The following is a 20,716-nucleotide window of genomic DNA, read 5'->3' on the forward strand; positions in this document are numbered from 1 at the left end:
TTACAATACTTGGACTCTCGCATGTTCACGGGCAGATAACAGACAAGCATCAATAACCTTCATATTGCGGATGGCATCGGATGTCGGGAATTCCAGAGGAGTACCGTTTGTAACGGAACGGGCAATGGAATCCGCTTGCGCTGTATACGAATTTACGTACGGTACTTCAATTTGGCGGCGCTCACCGTTTGCACTCAGGTAGATATGGCTGCTTTCCGCCGTTGGCGTAACGAACGCGGACGGAACTTCGATAATACCGTCGGTTCCGAGAATCTCCAGCGGATTGCGGAACGCCGCCCACATGCCGCAGTCGAAGGTAAGCGATATGTTGCCGTCAAATTCAATCAGGCCGGAGGCCATCATATCGACATCGTCATGCTCTTGCGAGAAAAGGGCGTTGACTGTAACCGCTTCCGGTTCTTTATCCAAAAGCAGACGCGCAACGTTAATCGGATAACAGCCTACGTCATAGATGGAGCCGCCGCCCCAAGCCTTACGGAAGCGGACATTCTTGGAGTCGTTCGGGTTGTTGAACGTAAACGCGCTCCGGATCCCGCGAATCTGACCGATTGCACCGGATGCGATCAGCTCTTTAATCTGCTGATAGCGCGGATGATAGCGATACATAAACGCCTCGGACAGAAGAACGCCTGCTTGGTCGGCTGCTTCAGCCATCTCTGCCGCTTCGTGCGCGTTCAGCGCGAGAGGCTTCTCGCACAAAATATGCTTGCCTGCTTCAGCTGCACGGATGGCCCATTCCTTATGGAGATGGTTCGGCAGCGGGATATAAATAACGTCAATCGAGCTGTCGGCCAGAAGCGCCTCGTAGCTGTCATAGGCAGTAGGAATATTCAAAGCTTCAGCCGTTTGTCTGGCTTTCTCTCCGTCGCGGCTCGCGATCGCGGCCACTTCGTTCAAATCGGATAAATGAAGGCCAGGAATTACCGCGTTTTTTGCAATATTAGCGCATCCCAGAATGCCCCATCTAAGCTTTTTGCTCATGCTTCACCCTCGCTTTGTTAGAATGATTTATGACTATATTGCGATTATAGGAGAAGATAATTAAAATTAAAATGATATTATTTTGTATACCATTAGAACAATATTGACATAAAGAGGTGCCTGCTATGAAACGTCAAAGCCTGCTGCTTACGCTTCCGAATATGCCGTATTTTTGCATGCCTGAATCGGTGGGCAATTATCGGTTTGACCCGGAGCACAGCACTACGCGCGAGGCCGGAGCCTTGAACAATTTCAATATTCATTACTGCGTTTCCGGCAAGGGCTATGCGGAGATTGACGGCGTTGTTCATGAGCTTCGGGCAGGGGAAGCCGTGCTGTATTTTCCGCTGCAGAAGCAGCGCTATTACAGCAGCCAGGACGAGCCGTGGGACGTGCGATGGTTTCATTTCTACGGAGGTACGGGCCTTCGGGATTATCTGATTGAGCAGGGCTTCCACAAAAGCCCGCTATGGAAGCTTCGCCAGCCCCAGATTTGGGAACAGGCGCATGAGGAGCTACTGCACGAAGCCGAGACGCACCGGATGCTTCGGCCGGCCCAGCTGTCGATGCTTACCTATATGCTTCTGACGGTTTTTGTTGAGCATGCGTCTGCGCTGCAAGGGAACAAGACGGGGACTTCAAGCGAGCGGATTATGGAGCTGCTTCCGCTGATGCAGCAGGAGGCGGTGAAGCCTTTTATTCTGGAGGAGTGGGCAGACCGGGTTGGGGTGACGCCTTATTATTTCTGCAAGCTGTTCCGCAGCGCTACCCGCATGACGCCAATGGACTTTATTACCCGCTGCCGCCTGCAGGCGGCGAAGCAATGGCTGCTTGAGCGGAAGGACGATAACATCGGACAGATTGCGGAAGAAGCGGGTTATCCAAGCGTCAGCTATTTCAACAAGCGATTTATGGAACATGAAGGGATGACGCCAACGGCATACCGGAGATTGTTCGGGGTGTAAAAAACGCCGGCAACCTTAACCAGGTTACCGGCGTTTTTTTTCATTTGCCTTTCGGCATTTTGCTCTCATCCATGTACAGCAGGTTCCAACGGTGGCCGTCCAGATCGGCAAAGCCCGCGCCGTACATCCAGCCGTCCGATTCGCTAGGCTTGCCGAAGATGGTGCCGCCGGCAAACTCTACTTTTTGAATAAATTCGTCCACTTCTTCTCTGCTGTTAGCGCCAAGGGAGAACAAGACCTCGGCATATTGGGAAGTATCGGCAACTTTCGCGCCGGAAAATTTCTCAAGCGCCGCATCGGGAAAGAGCAGGAACGTGGTCTGGCCAATCGTAAGCTTGGCCCTTTCGCTGCCTACGTTAGTGGCTTGGAATCCGATTTGATTAAAAAAGGTAGTTGATTTCTGAACATCCTTGACCGGCAGGTTAATCCAAATCTCCTGTGACATGGCTCTAGCCTCCTGGAATTTATATTTCAACTAGTCCTACTATACTCTACATTTGGGGAAGGAAGCGAGTCCTACGTAGGGCAATCAGCTACATTGGATTTCATACAGCGTAAGGGACGATATTGTCCGGTTTCTTATGCTAGATTGGATTGAGTACAGCATAATGCGCTCATTTGGACGCACGTGGCGTTTTTAAGCCCATTTTACTGGATAGAATCCATCGTAGCCGCTGAAATCGTTCCTTTTGCCGTAATTTTACTGGAGAAAATCCAACGTAAGGCGGAGAGAAGGAGAGTAGTAGGGGCTAACTACTGTTAGTCTGTCATACAGGGGATAGAAGGAGTCAAGAGAATCAATTAAGACTTAAGCAGATTAACCATTTATCCGCTTAAGTCTTTTTTGTTTGTTTTTTTATAAAAACGAGTTAACGAAGTGAAAAGATTTAAAAAGCTTCCGCTTGTATGATTTGTCTATCGGCTCATTCATCTCACAAATCGAGAGGGGATAGACAGAAATGAAAAAAGTGTTATCGATCCTGATGTTAACCGCATTAATCGTGGTGCTTGCCGCTTGCGGCGCGAACGGCAGCAGTAACAAAGGCGGCAACAGCAGCAACAATGGCGGTGAGAAAGCTACAAATAACGCATCGGCCGGAAACAGCGCGGAAAGCACAAACACAGGTGCCTCCACCGAAAAAGGCAAAATCGGTATCTCCATGCCGACGAAATCGTCGGAGCGCTGGGTGGGTGACGGCGCCAACATGAAGAAAGAATTCGAAGCGCTTGGTTACACGGTAGACCTTCAGTATGCGGAGGATGTAATCGAGAACCAGGTTTCCCAAATCGAGAACATGATCACGAAGGGCGTTAAGGTGCTTGTTATTGCGGCAATCGACGGCGAGTCCCTGACGGACGTGCTGCAAAAAGCGGCCGACCAGAACATTCAAGTGATCGCTTATGACCGTCTGATCAAAAATACCGAGCATGTCAGCTACTACGCGACCTTCGATAACTTCAAAGTAGGCGTGCTGCAAGCCTCTTACCTCGAAGATAAGCTTGGCCTGAAGGACGGCAAAGGGCCGTTTAACATCGAGCTGTTCGCCGGTTCCCCGGACGATAACAACGCGTACTTCTTCTTCGACGGTGCGATGTCGGTTCTCCAGCCTTACATCGACAGCGGCAAGCTGGTTGTGAAGAGCGGCCAGACGAAAATGGAGCAGGTCGCAACCCTCCGTTGGGACGGCGCAACCGCGCAATCCCGGATGGATAACCTGCTGAGCGCGAACTACGCTACCGACACGGTAAATGCCGTATTGTCTCCGTATGACGGTATCAGCATCGGCATTATCTCCTCCCTGAAAGGGGTAGGCTACGGCACGGCGGATAAGCCAATGCCAATCATTACGGGCCAAGACGCTGAGGTTGCTTCGGTGAAATCCATTATTGCCGGAGAACAAACCTCCACGATCTTTAAAGATACCCGTGAGCTTGCGAAGGTAGCGGTTAGCATGGCTCAAGCGGTAATCGAAGGCAAAGAAGCGCAAGTGAACGATACGAAAACGTACAACAACGGCGTGAAGGTAGTTCCTTCCTTCCTGCTGGAGCCAGTATCGGTAGACAGCACGAACTACAAGCAAGTACTGGTCGATTCGGGCTACTACACCGAAGACGAACTGAAATAAGACACTGAAGCATTGCGGCAGCCAAATGATTTAGCGACGGCCTCAAAGCCGTTGCTAAATCATTTTCCGTATTCCTTATCCAACTTGAAGGCGTGGTGATAGCTTTGACTGATATCCTACTCGAAATGCGGGGAATCACCAAAACCTTTCCGGGCGTAAAGGCGCTGGAGAACGTTAATTTAAAGGTAAAAGAAGGCGAAATACACGCGCTTATGGGAGAGAATGGCGCGGGCAAGTCGACGCTGATGAAGGTACTCTCCGGCGTATATCCGTTTGGATCCTATGAAGGCGACATTTTATTCAAGGGCAAAGCCTGCGAATTTAAAGATATCGGAAGCAGCGAGCAGCTTGGCATCGTCATCATCCACCAGGAGCTTGCTCTTATTCCGCAGCTGTCCGTGGCTGAAAATATTTTTTTAGGCAACGAGCAGGCAAGCCGCGGCATTATTAACTGGAACGAGACGGTTGTGAAGACGCGCGAGCTGCTCAAGACCGTAGGCTTGTCCGAATCCCCGAATACGCTTGCAGGAACGATGGGGGTAGGCAAGCAGCAGCTTGTCGAGATTGCGAAGGCTTTATCCAAGGAAGTAAAGCTGCTTATCCTGGACGAACCAACCGCAGCGCTTAATGAAGAGGATAGCGAGAATCTGCTGAATCTGATGCTGGCGTTCAAGGAGCAGGGACTGACGTCCATTATTATCTCTCACAAGCTGAACGAAATTATGAAGGTGGCCGATTCGATCACGATTCTGCGCGACGGCCAGACGATCGAGACGCTGCGGGTTCGCGAGGATCAAATTACCGAGGACCGGATTATTAAAGGGATGGTTGGGCGGGATCTGACGCATCGTTATCCGGAGCGGGTGCCGCATATCGGAGAGATCCTGTTCGAGGTCAAAGACTGGAACGTCTATCATCCGCAGCAAGCGGAACGCAAAGTGATCGACGAAGTCAGCTTCCATATTAACCGCGGCGAGATTGTTGGCATTGCGGGGCTTATGGGGGCAGGACGCACGGAGCTTGCAATGAGTATTTTCGGTCAGTCCTACGGGAAAAAAATCAGCGGCCAGCTGTTCAAGGAAGGCCGGGAAATCCGGCTGCCCGACATTAGCAAAGCAATTGACGAGGGCATTGCTTACGTAACCGAGGACCGCAAGGAATACGGGCTTGTCCTGATGGACGATATCAAACGCAATACAACGCTTGCCAACCTATGGGGCATTTCCAAATGGTTTGTGGTGGACGATTACAAAGAGATAGCAGAGGCGGAAGGCTTCCGCAAGAAGCTGAACATCAAGACGCCTAGCGTCCATCAGAAAACCGGCAACCTGAGCGGAGGAAACCAGCAGAAGGTTGTGCTGAGCAAGTGGATTTTTACCGGTCCGGACCTCCTTATTCTCGATGAACCAACCCGGGGCATCGACGTAGGGGCGAAATACGAGATTTACACCATTATCAATCAGCTGGCGGAGCAAGGAAAAGGCATTCTGATGATCTCCTCGGAGCTGCCGGAGCTGCTCGGGATGTGCGACCGGATCTATGTCATGAACGAAGGACGTTTTACCGGGGAAGTGCCAAGAGCCGAAGCCAGCCAGGAAACGCTTATGAAGTATATGACGAAAAGCAGGAGGTAGGACAGCATGGAAACCGCGCTAAAGTTATTACGCAGCAATATCCGGCAATACGGTATGTTTATTGCACTTATCCTAATCATGCTGCTCTTTCAGTTTCTATCCGACGGCATTCTGCTGAAGCCGCTTAATATTACGAACCTGATTTTGCAGAATAGCTATATTCTAATTCTGGCCATTGGCATGCTGCTCGTTATTATCACCGGCCATATCGATCTTTCCGTCGGCTCCGTTGCGGCGTTTGTTGGCGCGGTATCGGCCATCATGATGGTCAAACACGGGATGTCCTTCCCGGTTGCGATGGTGCTGTCGCTTGTGTTCGGCGCTATCGTTGGTGCTTGGCAGGGCTTCTGGGTGGCTTACGTACGGATTCCGTCCTTTATCGTCACGCTGGCGGGGATGTTATTATTCCGCGGCCTCACGATGCTGGTGCTGGACGGCAAGTCGGTGGCTCCGTTCCCGCAGGGCTTTCGCTCCATAAGCACCGGATTCCTGCCTGACATACCGGGGGGCTGGGATATTCATCTGCTCACGGTGTTAATCGGAATCGTGCTGTCGGTGCTGTACATCTTTATGGAGTGGCGCGGGCGCCTGGTTCAGAAAAGATACAAGCTTGAGCTGCTGCCGATTCCGTTCTTCCTGATCAAGCTGGCGGCCGTCGTGATTATTACGAACCTGTTCACGTATGTGCTCGCTTCCTACAAAGGTCTTCCTAACATTCTGATCATGCTGTTTATTCTGATTGCCTTGTACACCTTCGTCATGCGCAAAACGGTGATGGGCCGTCATATCTATGCGCTCGGCGGCAATGAGAAAGCGGCAAGACTGTCCGGGGTGAAGACGAAAAAGATGACCTTCTGGGTCTTCGTCAATATGGGCGTGCTTGCCGCCCTTGCGGGTCTTGTGTTTGCGGCAAGGCTAAACGCGGCTACTCCGAAGGCCGGGGTGAACTTCGAGCTGGATGCCATCGCGGCCGTCTTTATCGGCGGGGCCTCGGCAACTGGCGGAGTGGGTACGGTAATCGGGGCAATTGTTGGCGGTCTAGTTATGGGCGTCATGAATAACGGGATGTCGCTGGTGGGTCTGGGCATCGATTATCAGCAAGGCATCAAAGGTCTGGTACTGCTGCTCGCGGTCGCCTTCGACCTCTATAACAAAAACAAATCTGCTTAATAACAGAGCCGTCTCTTAGCGCGTCTAAACACTTCTTGTGTCTAGACGCGCTTAACTGCTATGTTAATGAAAGCGGTTTTTTGCATATTGGGGGGATCCGGGTGAAGAAGCTGTTGCTCGTCTATATCGTGCTGATTGGGACGCTGATGGCCTATTTGTATATGGTATTCGTCAAGGAAGACAACAGCGGACTGCTGGATGAGCCCGAAGGGCTGCACGGTACGCTGGACGAGAAGTACGTGATGGTGAATTTTCTGGCCGGTATCGACTATTGGAAAAACGGGCTGAAAGGCTTCGAGGACGCGGCGGAAGCGCTTGGCGTATCGGTGGAATACCGGGGCTCCACGCAATACGACGTGCAGGAGGAAATGATGGTGCTCGAGCAGGTTATCGCGCGCAGTCCCGCGGGAATAGCCGTAAGCGCCATCGATTCCGAGGCTTTGAACCCCGCGATTAATAAAGCGGTGGAAGCGGGCATTCCCGTTGTTATGTTCGACGCGGATGCGCCAAACAGCAAAGCGTATTCCTACATCGGCACCAATAATTACAACGCCGGGGTGACGGCAGCCCGAAAGATGGCCGAGCTGACGGGCGGAGCCGGCAAGGTTGGCGTCATTACGCTGCCTAATCAGTTGAACCATCAAGAGCGAACAAGGGGCTTCGAGGAGACGCTGGAGAAGGAATTTCCCGATCTTCAGCTGGTTGGGATTGCCGACGGCAAAGGCGATCAGATGATATCGGAGCAGAAGGTACGTGATCTGCTGAACAAGTTCCCGGATCTGAGCGGTATTTTCGTAACGGAGGCAAACGGAGGGGTTGGCGCGGGCAATGCCATTCTGCGGTTAAACAAGCTGGATCAGGTCAAGATCATCAGCTTTGACACGGATAAAGGAACGCTGGATATGGTCAAGAGCGGCACGATCTCGGCAACTCTGGCGCAGGGGACGTGGAATATGGGGTATTGGTCGCTGATGCAGCTGTTCCATCTCCGCAATCATATCGTAAATCCGATGTCCAATAACGGGGATTCCAGCATTCCGCCGCTGCCGACGAACATCGATACGGGCATTACGGTAGTGACCCCTGGTGACGTTGACCAGTTTTATGCCAAGTAACGGGTAAAGGGGAGCGCTAATCATGGTATTCAAACAGCTCCGGAAGAGCTTCCAGCTGAACAACTGGTCTATTCGATACAAGCTTATTTTTCACTTCCTGCTGATCAGTATTTTGCCTTCCCTTGTTATTGGGTTATTAATGGGGTGGATCGTTAACGGCATTGTCGAGAAACAGGTCAACGGCCATACGATGCAGCTTATCGACAATGTGAATAAGTCGCTTGATTATTACGCGGGCAATATTCAGAATATCTCCTATTTTATATCGATGAATCCGGAAATTCAGGCCTTCCTGAGCGAAGGGAAAAAAGCCATTGACGATGATCATGAGGAATACCGCATGTCCAAATTTCTGCAGGGCTTTACCTCGCTTTACTCCGAGGTGGCGGGAATTATCGTCGTACGGCCTAACGGCGATTATTTCAGCAACGAGATGTATGCCCGGACGGGAGACAGTCTGGCGAAGGAGTCTTGGTATCAAGAGGCTGTTGAGGCGAAAGGGATCTTCAAAATTATCGGCCATCCGGCCAACCGGAACGTGACGACGCATTCCAATTACAAGGACAGCGAGGTCGTCTCGGTTGTCCGCGCCATTCAGGATCCGGATACGCAGAAGACGTTAGGCGTTGTCCTTATTGATCTTAAGCTGAGGGTAATCGCGGAGACGGTTCGGGACGTGCGGCTTGGAAAATCCGGCTACTTGATGGTGATCGACGATAAGGGCGAGAGCATTTACGCGCCAAAAAACTCCAGGATCGGAAGTCTGGGCGTTGCCTTGCCCGGCCAGCAGTTATCCGGCATGTTCGCTCAAACGGTAGGGGGCCAGAAGCTGCAGTTTATTTATCAGAAATCCTCCTTCACCAATTGGACGACCGTTGGGGTCTTTGCTGTCCAAGACAGCGTGCAGGAGATTAAGGACATTAACCTCTACCTCGTTACTTTCGTGTTTATCGTGTGCATGCTTGGCATTGCCGCCTCGTATTACCTATCCCATTCGATCTCCCGGCCGATCTCGCAGCTGGCCTCCTTCATGCGCAAGGTTGAGGAGGGCAATATGAGCATCCGCATTCCGGAGGAGCGGGAGGATGAGATTGGTCTGCTCGGGCGCAGCTTTAATAAGATGCTGTCGCAGATGACCCGGCTGATCTCGCAGGTGTGGGCGGAGCAGCGGCTCAAGCGGGAAGCGGAGCTGCGCAGCCTGCAAGCCCATATTCAGCCACATTTTCTGTACAATACGCTGGATACGATCCAGTGGCTGGCCCGCAAGGACGGAGCGAAGGAAGCGACGGAGATGGTGGAGGCTTTGTCCAAGCTGTTCCGCATCGGGCTAAGCAAAGGCCAGGAGATGATCCCGCTTGCCGACGAGATTGAGCATATCCGGAGCTATTTGAAAATCCAGCAAACCCGTTATAAAGATAAGCTGAACTATAACATCGAAGTAGACGGAAGCAGCGACAGCTTGTTCGTGCTGAAGCTTATTCTTCAGCCGCTTGTGGAGAACGCGATCTATCACGGCATTAAGGAACGCCGCGGGCCGGGGATGATAACGATCCGTGCCATTATTAGCGAAGAGATATTGGAATTGGTTATTCAAGATGACGGAGCGGGAATGACGGAAGCAAGACTCGAGGCGCTGCAAGCCGTGCTTCAGGCCGTGCCATCGGTTCATGAAGCTCACGCGGCGCAGAAGGCAGCCGCAGTGGCTGCGGCGTCGAACCATCCGCAGGGGCAAGCGGCCAGCTACGGTCTCCGGAACGTGCAGGAGCGGATCCGCTTAAGCTTTGGCGAGACCTACGGCATTGCGATTGAGAGCAAAGAGAAGGCCGGAACGACGGTAATCATTAAGCATCCTATTATTCATCGGAAGGGGCAGGGTACGCATGATACGCACATGGAAGGTGTTAATCGCGGATGATGAGTCCATTATCCGGGAAGGAATCCGCAGCTCTATACCATGGGAGGATCTGCAACTGGAGGTCGTTGGGGAAGCCGAGGACGGGGAGGAAGCGCTGGAGCTCGCCGTGGAAAAGCAGGCGAATATTCTGCTCGTCGATCTGAGCATGCCCATTATGAACGGCCTCACCTTGATCAGCTACCTTCGGGAGCAGCTTCCCAAATGCAAGATCGTCATTATTACCGGCCATGATGAATTTAATTATGCTTACGAAGCCATCAAGCTGGAGGTCGACGATTATATTTTGAAGCCGGTGAATCCCGACATGCTGGGAGAAGTGCTGGCGAGAGTCGTTCAGAAGCTGGAGGAGACGACCGTTAACGAAGAGCTTCTGCAGATGGCTTCCAAGCAGATTGATAAAAACTTCGCGCTGCTCAGGGAAAGATTTTGCCTTGAATGGATCAAGGGAGAGCTGGGGGAAGCGGAGATTCGCGAGCAGCTTTCATTCCTTCGGATGCCGGGCGAGGAACCGGACTATGTAGGCGTCATCCGGTGGCCGGAGCAGTCGAAGGGCAAGGCGTTTTTCTCGGAGAAGGACCGTCAGCTTCTCTTGTTTGCTATCGAAAATATTATGGAAGAGCATCTTGAGCCGTTTACTTCCGTTCACTTCCGGGATAAAGTAGGATTAATTGTTGTTCTGATCTGGGGCAAGCCGCAGGAAGCGGTCTTTAAGCAGATTGAAGCGGATGTGGCGGGCTATTTGAAGATTGAGATTGTGGCCAGCTATCAGGAAGGCTCATCGGGGGATGTACCCTCGCTTTATGCGGAGGCAAGGGCTTCCGTTAACCGGGAGACGAAGCTAAGTCCCTTTGTCCGGCGGACGAAGGAGATTATTGCGGACCGCTATGAGAACCGGGACTTGTCGCTTGAGGGAATTGCGGGCGAGCTGAACGTGTCGGCCGTTTATCTGAGCCGTATTTTCAAGCAAGAGATGGGGACTTCTTTTATAAGCATGCTGACAACCGCCCGGATGAAGGAAGCGATTCGGCTGCTGAACGAGACGGACCTGGCCATACATGAAATCGCCGAGAAGACGGGTTATGAGTCGCAGCATTATTTCAGTACGGCATTCAAGAAAACGACGGGGCTGCCCCCGAATCAGTATCGGAAACGGAATTAGCTGGCTTTTTGGAAAAGGAGGTGTCTGGCGTGGAATTAACCTATTTGAAAACCTTCTGCGAAGTCGCGAAGCACGGGAGCTTCACCCGCGCGGCGGAAATTCTGGGCTATGCCCAGTCCAGCATTACGACGCAAATCCAGCGGCTGGAGGAGTCGTACGGAGCCGTGCTGGTTGAACGGTTCGGCCGGAGCATGAGGCTGACGATCGCCGGCGAAGCGCTGCTTCCTTACGCGAAAGAAGTGATCAGGCTCCACGAAGAGTCGAAAGAAATCGTGTCGAAGCAGTCCAAAGGAACGTTGTCCATTGGCACGATTGAGACGTTGGCTGCCTATTATTTGCCGCCGTATTTGCAGGCTTACCGCCAGCAGTATCCGGATATTAACATCATGCTGCAGCCTGGGAATGAGCCTCTTATTATAGAAGCCGTCAAAGAGGGGACGATGGATGTAGGCATTATTCTGGACCCGCCGTTCTCGGATCCGGAGCTCCATACGGTGGTGTTGAGAGAAGAGGAGCTTGTTATTATCGCGAGTCCCGAGCATCGGTTTTCGGCATTAAGCGAGGTCCGGGCAGAGGATTTATCGGGCGAGCCTCTTATCCTCACCGAGGATGGCTGCACGTACCGGGCAATGCTGCTCAAAGTGCTGCGGGATGGCGAGATTGACAGCAAGCCTTCTTACGAATTCGGGAACATGGAGGCCATCAAGCAATGCGTGGTGTATGGCCTTGGCGTTGCCTTGCTGCCGCGTATCGCGGCTGCCGAGGAAATTCGGAAGCAGCAGCTGATTGCATTGCCTTTTAACCATCCAGCCTGCAGATTCTATACCCAGCTGATTTATTCGAAGAAGAAATGGCAGTCCAAAGCCTTTGTTGGCTTCGTGGAATTAATCGGCGAGGGCAATCATCAGAATCATTGAAGTATGCAATCGAAAACGATCGATAACTCCGATGTTAGGGATCATGCTATATTGGATTCAACAAGCCAAGGCATTTGGCAAATCCCCTAAATGGAGGCACTCCCTATGACAAACCAACCATTTTCGCTCGTCCTTGAAACTCCTGCTGCATCACCGGAAGCTACGCACCGTCATTATATGAACAAGCTGTCCGTTGAGACGGACGTAGCGGATGTGTATTACGATATGAAGCACGGCCTTGACGATTTTCTGCTGATTGATGTACGCAGCCCAAAAGCATATGCCGAGTGCCACATTCCGGGGGCGATTAACCTGCCATCGAGAGAGATGACAGCGGAAACCACCGCAGGGTTCTCGAAAGAGCAGCTCATCGTCGTTTACTGCTGGAGCCCGGCGTGCAACGGCGGCACCAAAGGTGCGGCGCGCCTCTCCGGCTTAGGCTTCAAAGTAAAAGAAATGATCGGCGGCATCGAGTACTGGCGCAAAGAGGGCAACCCGGTGGAAGGCACGCATGTGGAAACCGCACCGATGGTGGGCTAGTGAATGAATGAGTGGCGGACCAGATTCCCGGAGAGGGGAATCTGGTTTTTTGCTGTGCTGATCGATCTGCTCCCCCCGCTAACGAAACTACGTAACCTTATTTGCCTAAAAACAACTTCATTTCTAATCTAACGAAACGTGGTAACGCTATTTGGCCGATTTTGAGTGAAAAGAGGCATATACACAGGGAATAATGATAGGTAGTTTCGTTAGAAATCCAAAAGGCTCCATTTTGCTGAAATAGCGTGTTACAGTTTCGTTAGAGTTTGTTGCCTGCGGCCGGCCGGGCGGGCCGGGTTAGTACGCTCGAGTTTTTTGCATTTGTGAAAGCCAAACGAAACGTTCATGCGTCTAATCTATAGTGAGGAGCATTATTGATCTGGTGAGAAAGGCGCAGCGCGGCGACGAGTTCGCGTACTTGGAGCTTTTTCAGCAGTATGAAGATGATTTGTATAGGGCCGCTTATGTGCATGTGGGGAACGAAGAGGATGCCTTGGATGTTATTCAGGAAACGGCATACCGGTCGTTCAAGGGAATACGCAAGCTGAAGGAGCCTGCTTACTTCAAAACTTGGCTCATTAAGATAGCGATAAGCTGTTCGATCGATCTTCTGCGCAAACGGAAGAGACAAATTCAATGGAAGCCGGAATATATGGAGTCGATAACCGTCAGCGATGAAGAGGACTTTACGTTGTCGATTACGTTAAAGGAACTGGTGGAGGCTTTGGAACCGGAGGAGAAAAGCGTCGTTATTCTAAGGTTTTATTATGATCTTACGATCCGGGAGGTAACGGAAATCCTGGATATTCCGCTAGGCACGGGAAAGACCTTGCTGTATCGGGCGTTGAAAAAGCTAAGGAAACGGGTAGAGGAGGATGGAGATTATGGATACGGGCTCCGATAAAATAAAACAGCAAATGCAGACCATTCCCATCCCTTCTGAGCGGCTGCTTCATAGGGCACGCCTTGGTATAGAGCAAGCAGGAAGAGAGAAGCAAAAGGAAACGCGGTTAAGGCGCACATGGACTTCTATTGCTGCTGTCATTGTTGTCCTTCTATTGTCTACGGCATTAGTTAATCACACGAAGGTATGGGCGGCTATCCATAATGCCTTGCAGTTTATCCCCGGTACGGGAATGGTGAAGGAAGAGAAATCCCCGGAAGAACGTTATATCCTGAGCAAGCCTATTACCGTAAAGGTTGGGGGAGAAGGATCCATTGTTATTACCGGTATGATGTCCGACCATGAAATGACCTATATTACGATGACCGGGCAAAACACAGCCAGATTAAAGGATGTTACTCTAATTAATGCACAGGGTGAGACCGTAACGATTGACGCAACTATGGCTTCATGGGGCGGAACGATCTGGACGTCTTCTTTCTGGCATAAAGGAGAACTGGACGTACAGGGTGATATCAAGCTGATGATTGGGGAAGAAGCTCGAATAGAAGTACCTATTCATCTAACGAAGGCGGAATCCTTCGACAGCTATTCCGAGCTTGGTCCAACCTCTACGGCAAATGGGCTGTCCATCACGGCTATTACGGATAAGGTAGATGAAAAAGCAAGGGTTTCTATTATTACCCCGCCACGGCAGGATTTTCGCATCATCGATTACGGGATCCATGGCGTCTACATGCATGAGGAAAGTCTCAAGCTTCATGTGGTGAATAAAGCGGGTAAAAAGCTGGAGATTACCACGGTGCAAGGCTTGAGCAGTCCCCAAAGCGAGCTGTACTTTCCGCTTGGCCGCACGCCCGATGAAACCTACACTCTTACGATTCCGGAAATAAACGTCGAATACCAAGATGAGGTCAAAGTAAAAGTGCCGGCCGAAACAATGGATAGCCTGAACCAAACCTTCGAAATTGCCGGTTATCCGGTTACCATTACTCACGTGGAAAAGACTTCTCCAACGACGCTTAGGGTTTACACGGATCTTCACTATGACGAGAAGGCGCCTTCCTCGCTATATATGATTGGCGCCGAGGAGAGCGGCATGGCGAAGCTTAAGGAGAAAACGGGCGAAGTGGTATATTTGGAATGTACGATAGAACCGGGGAGCAAGCACCTGACTTTGCATATCAACCGTCCTGATGTTGTCCTCCGCGGACCATGGGTGTTTCATTTGCGGCAAAGCGACTTCTCCGGTTAATCAAGAAAGAGGCAGCGGAATCCCGCTGCCTCTTTCTTTTTGACAAACGCTTAAAACGAATCCGGGGTTGGAGGCGAATGTCTGCCGGTCACTTCATCATAGAAATGAGCCTGCGTAACGCTGATGTATGGACACAGCCACAGATAACCCAGGCCAAAAGGAATCGCGGCCAGGATTGCCCAGCCGATAAAGGTCAGCTGCAGAACGAAGTAGCGCCATTTATTACCCTTCATGATTTGTTTGCTTTCGTTGATGGCTTCCAGAATGCCGATATCCGGATTATCCCGGAGAATAAAATAAGCTTGCGAGTAACGGAATGCCGCAATAATTCCCGGAATGACAAACAGCAGCGTCCATAAGAAAGTAAAGAGTCCGATCATAAAGTACAGGCAGAACGCTTTAATAAATTGGGCGAAGCCGCTGAAAACTTCCGATACAGGCGGATCTTCTTTCCTGGCAATGCCCAGATAGAAGCTGATGAGTCCAAGTGAGATGGCGCCGCTGATCAGAATGCTGATCACATTGCCGAGCACCGGGATCAAATAATTGATCAGACCGATAACGACTGCCATTAATACGGCCAGCAGAAAGCCTCCGATCGCTTTTCCCCAATTGCCTCTCAGGCTTTCTCTCGCTCTGGCCCTCAGTTCCGAGTACGATGCGTTCATGTATGTACCTCCTTAAATTTAGGGTGAATAGCCATCTAAATATACGGGGGGAACGCGGGGAACATTCCTGAAAATAAGGAAAAGGATATTTTTTCTGCACAGCGAACTATTAAGGTCATATAGAATTTAGGGGGATAATCATTGAAGAAATTTCTCGTTATTAGCCAGATTATTTATTTGCTGTTTCTGATTCCGTGGCTGTTTACGTTTGGGATGTCTTTCATGTCCTTTGACGGCGGCTTTACGGCATTAAACATTTTGTTTGTACTAGGCCTTGGCGTTTACCCGCTCTTTATGATCGCCTGCTCGATTGTTGCCTGGACTCTTCATCGGGGTTACAAAAGGGCAGCGATTCTATCGAACTGCGTGCCTATGTTATGGGTGGGCAGTATTGGGACTTTGCTTTTATACGCGACATTATCCTAAGAGAAAAAAGCCCACTCAAGCCGGCAATTAGCCTGCGCTTGAGTGGGCTTTATTATTTAACCGTCTTAATACGTTTTTACCGCATCAATATTAATCGTGCTGCTGCCGGTGCTGCCGGAGCCTTGATTAATATAGAAGTTAATCTCGGCGATGGAGCCAAGATCGCGCGTGCTGTTGCCGCCGCTGTACCAGCTAGGACGCGCAAAGCTAGTGAACGGAACCTGAATAGTTGTGGCCGTTGTGCCTGAGAGAACATAGGTCGTCTCCCAAGGCTCGCCGCTCGCTTCCTTGAACTGCACGGTCAGCGTACGGTTTGAGCCGTCCGGCTTCACCCATAAGCTGATGCCCGTTTTGCCGGTCCAGCTGGCGGAGAGCGGGTGAATGACGCCGGAATAGTTGGCGGCCGTCGTAATGCTGTAGCTCAGCTTCATGCTGTTCGTACCGTCGCTTTTGACGGACGTATCAAGAGTTGGAGTAATGGCGCTTCCGGACGAGTTCATCGTGTAGACGGCCTGCAATGCGCTGTTCGAAGCGTAGCTGTCAAAGCTGTCGATGGCATCGCTTGGTGGCTGCGTGCCTCCTCCGACCTGACCCGCCGTCACGGAATCGATATAAATTGAGCTGCTGCCCGTTGAACCGGAGCCCTGATTCACGTAGATGCTGTATTCCTTAATCGTATTCAGGTCCTTCACGCCGTTGCCGCCGCTGTACCAGCCCGGATGGTTGAAGGAGCTGAAGGGCAGATTGACGATTCCCGCGGTTGTGCCGGACAACGTATAATACGTTTCCCACAGCTCGCCGCTTGTCTCCTTGAACTGAATCGTCAGGGTCCGGTTCGAACCGTCCGGCTTAAGCCAAAGCGATAATCCGGTTGCTCCGGACCAGTCGGCCGTGCCAAGCTGCTTCGTTGCCCCTGCAAAGTTGGCAGGAGAGGCCGCGATGGTATAGGCAAATTTCATGCCGTAGGTACCGTCGTTTTTGTTCGCGGTATCCCGGGTCACCGTCAAGGCACCGCCGTCCGTATTGCGGACATAGGCGCTTTGCAGCGCGCTGTCCGAGCTGTACGATTCGAAGGCATCAATCGCAACCGACGTGGATTGAGCCGCCGTCGTAAAGGTTAGGCCGGCATTCGACGCCACCGTGGATCCGGTGCCGTTCACGGCCGTTACCTTCCAGTAGAACGTTTTGTTATAGGCAAGCGCGGAGCCTGGAGTATAAGAAGTAGAAGTAAGTCCGCTGGCGTTAATAACCGGGCTTGTATAGGAGCTGTTGTCCGCAACAACAAGCGTATAGCTTGCGGCGTTGCTGGAGGCATTCCAGCCGAATGTCGGCAGCACGCTTTGGCCCGTTGCGCCGCTTGCAGGAGACGACAACGTGAAAGCACCCGGAGCAGGCAGCGCCGTTCCGCCGGTGGCATAAACAGGAGAATAGCTGCCGGCAACCCCTGCGAGGTTATGGGCTTTCACTCTATACCAATAAGCCGTGCCCGAGACGGAGGTGGAATCGGTCCATGGCGTATCATTGTCCGTCGCGCATTGATTGCAGACAACGGTCCAAGGTCCGCTAGCACCGGCTGTTGCCCGTTCGACGGTATATTTGTCCGCCGCTGCCGCGCCTCTCCATTTCAGCTGAACCTTGCCGCCGCTTGCCTGATGGCCCGTAATAAGCGGCGCGTCAGGAACGCCTGCAGCAGGAACGGCTATCCCGCGCATCGCGTAAGCGTGGTTGCGCAGCTGCTGGGCTTTGGTCCGCATATCCGTTGTCGTGCCCGGATAGTAGATGGTGAATCCGTCGTTATGCACTTTATAACCGTAGTCGTCGTTCTGCCCGAACAGCGCCCAATAGTTGCTGCCGGCGATAGCCGGTTGGGCCTCAATGGCGGAAAGGAAGTTCGCAAGCGTACCGTAGGTTTCCAGGTTCCAAGCGAATTCGCCTACAACCATCGCTTTGCCGGCGGCTTGAACCTTGCTTGCCTGCGTATTCAGTTCCGTAACCGACAAGCCTTTGCAGCAGGCGCCAACGGCCGGCCATTGGTAGAAGTGGTCGCTGTAGATGTCTACGCTTGAGATGGAAAGATGAGCGTCCTTCACGCCGTATGTTCCGTCCATGACGAGATGGTTGCCGTCAATGCTTTTCAAATAATCGGCAATGTCCTGCGTCCAGTTCTTCATCGCCGTCGGATTGTCGTACCAGCCCAGCTCGTTGCCGGTTTCCCAGGCCATGATGGTCGGGTCGTCTTTGTACTTCACGCCGGTGTAGGTATTGGTGCGGTTGAGGAGAACGCTTAGATGCTGCTTGAAGGCGCTAATAATCTCCGGCTTGTTGTAAAACTCGTAGCCGGTGTAGCTGATGCCGTCGTCGGGGTAGCCGAACCAGCGCGTCCATGATTTTTTGCCGCCGTGGTAATAATCGTATTGGTCGATAAGCGGGAGAACAAGACGAAGTCCGGCGTCGCCGGCGGCTTTGATTGCGTAATCGAGCTTCTGGAAGGCGGTCTCGTTGTATGTACCGAGCGATGGCATAATGCACTTCGGACAGCCGAAGGAGATGGCGGCATGGGAGCGGATAACGGTTGCGCCCATTTCTTTTGCTGTCTGCAGGGCATTGTTTACGCGGAATTCGGTCGGATATTCGACGGGATTCTCGTCCAGGGCAAGCCAATAAATGTTGGGGCCGCTGTAGCGGAAAGGCTGGCCGTTCAGCATCAGCTGGCTGCCGGAGCGGGTGACGAAGCCGGAGACGGCGGCGGAAGCTTTTTTCGCCGGAGGTCCGACTAGCGCTAACAAAGACATAAAGGCCAGAAGCAGGGCAAGGGAGTAGGAGAGCATACGGAATCTAGTGGTGATCACACGATAACCTCCTTCAATTTAGGTGGCTAATAGCAGCCAAGCACGCATGGCCTGGGACAAAATGTAAACGCTTTACCTCCTTTCCGCACGAAATACGCAGGCCGCGTGCTACTAATCTAACGCCAACCGCAGCCCCCTGACTATTGGCTAATTTTTAGGTTTATTGCACTCTGTTTAGGCCTTCCCGATTTACACGAAGAAAAGGTTGCCTGTTTCTTGGGCTCTGTGTCAGAATCACAGTAAACGCTTACATATTTGAGTGACGGGAGCCGGCGCAAATGAACATAGGACGTGGCCTTTTCCATATTAACGGGTTTAGCAGCATGACCATGCAGAAGAAGCTGATTATCGTATTCGTGGTTCTGATCATTATTCCAATCTCGGCTACGGGGTTTATATCCTATCAGAATTACATTCAATCTATTAATAAGAATACAAAAAATTACGTCACCGAGCTGATCAGCAACATGCAGGCGAATCTGGACAGCCATCTGGAAGACATGATGACCGTCAGCAAAATTCCGCTCTACTCGGTCGAAATGCAGCAATACATGAGCCATCAAGAGATGACGCTCGAGAAGCAGCGCCAGATGGACTTCTATATCGGACTGCTCGACAGCATGAGGAAAAATCTCTATTCCGCCTATCTCTACGATAATTACGGCAACGTGTTCTACCGGATCAAGACGGATGCCATCCGCGAGGATATGATGAGCCATTACGAGGAATGGAAGCGAATCGCTGTGCAGGGCAACGGCAATCCCGTTATAATCCCGACCCAGCGGGTGATGCGCGCGAACGGCACTCCGCAATATCTGTTCACGGTGCTCCGGAGCATCCGGGATATCGGCACGCTGGAGACAATCGGCTATGTGGCGGTGGATGCCGACATTCACGTTATTGAGGATGTCGTGCAGGAGCTGAATACGGTAACGAACGGAAAGACCCTTATTATCGACGGCCAGAACAATGTGGCTTATGACAGCGATCATGTGCTGACGGCTACCAATATAACGGGCAATGAGGTCATTCAGAAAGCCGTTGGCGATCAGGGCAGCTTTAATGTCGTGGTCGACGGCCTCTCTTACATATGCAGTTACTCCGTGTCCAAGGATACCGGCTGGAAAATATTCGCGTTTGTTCCGGTGAACTATCTGCATCACGATGCCCAGTTGACACGGAACGTCACGCTTACGACAACCATCGGGATTATCGGCTTTGCGCTGCTTGTCTCGGTTATATTGGCTTTTATGATGACCAGATCCCTCCGCCAGATGACGGACCTGATGCGCACGGTGCGCGGCGGCAACCTGGACGTCAGCTTTGACGTGAAGCAGAAGGACGAGGTGGGTATTCTCGGCACGGAATTTAACCGCATGCTCAGGCGGATGAAGGAGCTGATCTCCGAAATTTACGTGATCCAGTCCCGCAAAAAAGAAGCCGATCTGGAGGCGCTGCAAAGCCAGATTAATCCCCATTTTATATACAACACGTTAGAGACCATCCGGATGACCGCCGAGATTAACGATGATGAAGAGGTCGCGGAGATGACCTTTACGCTTGGGAAGCTGTTAAGATACAGCATTAACCGGGGGAGGGAGACGGTTGAGCTAAGGGAAGAGCTGCAGCATTTGGAGCGGTATCTTCAATTATTGCGCTACCGGTTCAGCAACCGGTTTGTCGTTGCCTTCGACATTCCGCAGGAGCTGATGAACTTCCCGGTCATGAAGCTGACCTTCCAACCGATTGTCGAAAATGCGATTCTCCATGGCATGGAGGGCAAGCCTAACGAGGTTACGATCCGTTTGTCGGCCGAGCTAAAGGAGCAGCTGCTTATTTTTTCGATTAAAGACGAAGGTGCGGGGATGGACGGCATGACGCTGGATCTGCTCCGCCAATCGATGAACGGTACGCGCGAGGCGGGAAGCTCCAAGACCGGGGTAGGCCTGCGCAACGTCAATGAACGGATCAAGCTGCATTACGGCGAGACGTATGGGCTGGAGATTGAGAGCAAGTGGGGAGAAGGAACAGCCGTCTATCTAAAACTTCCGAGAAAGCATGGTGAATAACA

Annotated in this window: 17 protein-coding genes; 13 read left to right on the forward strand and 4 right to left on the reverse strand. The window is 51.8% G+C overall.

The features are described from left to right. On the reverse strand, positions 1-1,002 hold the full coding sequence (locus PGL01S_RS26930) for a Gfo/Idh/MocA family protein (protein WP_127498177.1): 1,002 nt from the start codon (positions 1,000-1,002) through the stop codon (positions 1-3). A gap of 125 nt (positions 1,003-1,127) precedes the next feature. Between PGL01S_RS26930 and PGL01S_RS26935 the strand changes: the two genes are divergently transcribed. Further along, positions 1,128-1,967 (forward strand): AraC family transcriptional regulator, encoded by an 840-nt coding sequence (locus tag PGL01S_RS26935; RefSeq protein WP_127498180.1) that lies wholly within the window; start codon positions 1,128-1,130, stop codon positions 1,965-1,967. A 40-nt stretch (positions 1,968-2,007) separates the two neighbouring features. On the opposite strand, the gene PGL01S_RS26940 is transcribed toward PGL01S_RS26935, so the two are convergent. After that, positions 2,008-2,412, reverse strand: a complete 405-nt coding sequence (locus PGL01S_RS26940) for a VOC family protein (protein ID WP_127498182.1) — start codon at positions 2,410-2,412, stop codon at positions 2,008-2,010. Between the two features lie 514 nt (positions 2,413-2,926). Between PGL01S_RS26940 and chvE the strand changes: the two genes are divergently transcribed. The 10 genes from chvE (at position 2,927) to PGL01S_RS26990 (ending at position 14,702) form a co-directional block, all read left to right on the forward strand. Continuing rightward, positions 2,927-4,093: a multiple monosaccharide ABC transporter substrate-binding protein gene (gene chvE / locus PGL01S_RS26945; protein ID WP_127498184.1), complete on the forward strand. Its 1,167-nt coding sequence runs from the start codon at positions 2,927-2,929 to the stop codon at positions 4,091-4,093. A 104-nt stretch (positions 4,094-4,197) separates the two neighbouring features. Continuing rightward, positions 4,198-5,727 (forward strand): multiple monosaccharide ABC transporter ATP-binding protein, encoded by a 1,530-nt coding sequence (gene mmsA / locus PGL01S_RS26950; protein ID WP_127498186.1) that lies wholly within the window; start codon positions 4,198-4,200, stop codon positions 5,725-5,727. Between the two features lie 6 nt (positions 5,728-5,733). Continuing rightward, complete coding sequence (mmsB, locus tag PGL01S_RS26955; protein ID WP_116394449.1) at positions 5,734-6,897, forward strand: multiple monosaccharide ABC transporter permease; 1,164 nt, start codon at positions 5,734-5,736, stop codon at positions 6,895-6,897. Between the two features lie 101 nt (positions 6,898-6,998). Then, entirely contained in the window at positions 6,999-8,012 is a 1,014-nt protein-coding gene (locus PGL01S_RS26960; RefSeq protein WP_127498188.1) for a substrate-binding domain-containing protein, read from the forward strand. A 22-nt stretch (positions 8,013-8,034) separates the two neighbouring features. Next, positions 8,035-9,927, forward strand: coding sequence for a cache domain-containing sensor histidine kinase (locus tag PGL01S_RS26965; RefSeq protein ID WP_127498190.1), 1,893 nt, complete (start codon positions 8,035-8,037; stop codon positions 9,925-9,927). Continuing rightward, positions 9,893-11,086, forward strand: a complete 1,194-nt coding sequence (locus tag PGL01S_RS26970; protein ID WP_127498192.1) for a response regulator transcription factor — start codon at positions 9,893-9,895, stop codon at positions 11,084-11,086. The genes PGL01S_RS26965 and PGL01S_RS26970 overlap by 35 nt, the downstream gene beginning before the upstream one ends. 29 nt (positions 11,087-11,115) lie before the next feature. Then, on the forward strand, positions 11,116-12,003 hold the full coding sequence (locus tag PGL01S_RS26975; RefSeq protein ID WP_127498194.1) for a LysR family transcriptional regulator: 888 nt from the start codon (positions 11,116-11,118) through the stop codon (positions 12,001-12,003). Positions 12,004-12,108: 105 nt separating this feature from the next. Further along, complete coding sequence (locus PGL01S_RS26980) at positions 12,109-12,543, forward strand: rhodanese-like domain-containing protein (RefSeq protein WP_127498196.1); 435 nt, start codon at positions 12,109-12,111, stop codon at positions 12,541-12,543. A gap of 361 nt (positions 12,544-12,904) precedes the next feature. Further along, complete coding sequence (locus PGL01S_RS26985; RefSeq protein WP_127498198.1) at positions 12,905-13,447, forward strand: sigma-70 family RNA polymerase sigma factor; 543 nt, start codon at positions 12,905-12,907, stop codon at positions 13,445-13,447. Further along, positions 13,428-14,702, forward strand: coding sequence for a hypothetical protein (locus PGL01S_RS26990; protein WP_127498200.1), 1,275 nt, complete (start codon positions 13,428-13,430; stop codon positions 14,700-14,702). The genes PGL01S_RS26985 and PGL01S_RS26990 overlap by 20 nt, the downstream gene beginning before the upstream one ends. Positions 14,703-14,752: 50 nt before the next feature. On the opposite strand, the gene PGL01S_RS26995 is transcribed toward PGL01S_RS26990, so the two are convergent. Further along, the gene (locus tag PGL01S_RS26995; protein ID WP_127498202.1) at positions 14,753-15,370 is read right to left on the reverse strand and encodes a DUF975 family protein; all 618 of its coding nucleotides are present in this window, start codon (positions 15,368-15,370) and stop codon (positions 14,753-14,755) included. Positions 15,371-15,511: 141 nt separating this feature from the next. Here PGL01S_RS26995 and PGL01S_RS27000 point away from each other — a divergent pair, with 141 nt between their 5' ends. After that, on the forward strand, positions 15,512-15,796 hold the full coding sequence (locus PGL01S_RS27000) for a hypothetical protein (RefSeq protein WP_127498204.1): 285 nt from the start codon (positions 15,512-15,514) through the stop codon (positions 15,794-15,796). Positions 15,797-15,861: 65 nt separating this feature from the next. On the opposite strand, the gene PGL01S_RS27005 is transcribed toward PGL01S_RS27000, so the two are convergent. Further along, a complete protein-coding gene (locus PGL01S_RS27005) occupies positions 15,862-18,645 on the reverse strand; it encodes a carbohydrate binding domain-containing protein (RefSeq protein WP_127498206.1) in 2,784 nt (927 codons plus the stop codon). A 278-nt stretch (positions 18,646-18,923) separates the two neighbouring features. Here PGL01S_RS27005 and PGL01S_RS27010 point away from each other — a divergent pair, with 278 nt between their 5' ends. Further along, complete coding sequence (locus PGL01S_RS27010; protein ID WP_127498208.1) at positions 18,924-20,714, forward strand: cache domain-containing sensor histidine kinase; 1,791 nt, start codon at positions 18,924-18,926, stop codon at positions 20,712-20,714. The last annotated feature ends 2 nt before the right edge of the window (positions 20,715-20,716 follow it).

The sequence above is a fragment of the Paenibacillus glycanilyticus NBRC 16618 genome (assembly GCF_004000805.1).
Classification (GTDB): domain Bacteria; phylum Bacillota; class Bacilli; order Paenibacillales; family Paenibacillaceae; genus Pristimantibacillus; species Pristimantibacillus glycanilyticus.

Bases quoted from the DNA above. Each gene is read 5' to 3' on its own strand.
- PGL01S_RS26930 (WP_127498177.1), bottom strand. From the start codon at position 1,002: ATGAGCAAAAAGCTTAGATGGGGCATTCTGGGATGCGCTAATATTGCA.
- PGL01S_RS26935 (WP_127498180.1), top strand. From the start codon at position 1,128: ATGAAACGTCAAAGCCTGCTGCTTACGCTTCCGAATATGCCGTATTTT.
- PGL01S_RS26940 (WP_127498182.1), bottom strand. From the start codon at position 2,412: ATGTCACAGGAGATTTGGATTAACCTGCCGGTCAAGGATGTTCAGAAA.
- chvE (WP_127498184.1), top strand. From the start codon at position 2,927: ATGAAAAAAGTGTTATCGATCCTGATGTTAACCGCATTAATCGTGGTG.
- mmsB (WP_116394449.1), top strand. From the start codon at position 5,734: ATGGAAACCGCGCTAAAGTTATTACGCAGCAATATCCGGCAATACGGT.
- PGL01S_RS26965 (WP_127498190.1), top strand. From the start codon at position 8,035: ATGGTATTCAAACAGCTCCGGAAGAGCTTCCAGCTGAACAACTGGTCT.
- PGL01S_RS26970 (WP_127498192.1), top strand. From the start codon at position 9,893: ATGATACGCACATGGAAGGTGTTAATCGCGGATGATGAGTCCATTATC.
- PGL01S_RS26980 (WP_127498196.1), top strand. From the start codon at position 12,109: ATGACAAACCAACCATTTTCGCTCGTCCTTGAAACTCCTGCTGCATCA.
- PGL01S_RS26990 (WP_127498200.1), top strand. From the start codon at position 13,428: ATGGATACGGGCTCCGATAAAATAAAACAGCAAATGCAGACCATTCCC.
- PGL01S_RS26995 (WP_127498202.1), bottom strand. From the start codon at position 15,370: ATGAACGCATCGTACTCGGAACTGAGGGCCAGAGCGAGAGAAAGCCTG.
- PGL01S_RS27010 (WP_127498208.1), top strand. From the start codon at position 18,924: ATGAACATAGGACGTGGCCTTTTCCATATTAACGGGTTTAGCAGCATG.